The 326-nt window shown below is 53.7% G+C and carries 1 protein-coding gene; it reads left to right on the top strand.

The window, feature by feature from the left end; all coding sequences use genetic code 11:
• The coding region (locus DW640_RS24200) for a hypothetical protein (RefSeq protein ID WP_233525478.1) at positions 1 to 326 on the top strand (326 nt) is incomplete at both ends.

A 326-nucleotide genomic window follows, 5' to 3' on the forward strand; every position in this document is an offset into this window, starting at 1 on the left:
GCCCGTATGCTCGAACCGTCGGCAGGTGTCGGCGTGTTCGTGGATTCCATGCTGCGGCACAGCCCCAATGCGGATGTGATGGCTTTCGAGAAGGATCTGCTCACGGGTACAATCTTGAGGCATCTCTATCCCGACCAGAAAATGCGCACCTGCGGTTTTGAGAAAATCGAAAGACCGTTCAACAATTATTTCGACTTGGCGGTGTCCAACATTCCGTTCGGTGACATTGCCGTGTTCGACGCGGAGTTTCAGCGGAGCGACTCTTTCGGCAGACGCTCCGCCCAGAAAACCATCCACAACTATTTCTTTCTCAAAGGACTGGATGC

It is taken from the genome of Bacteroides sp. AM23-12 (assembly GCF_003434395.1).
GTDB lineage: Bacteria > Bacteroidota > Bacteroidia > Bacteroidales > Bacteroidaceae > Bacteroides > Bacteroides thetaiotaomicron.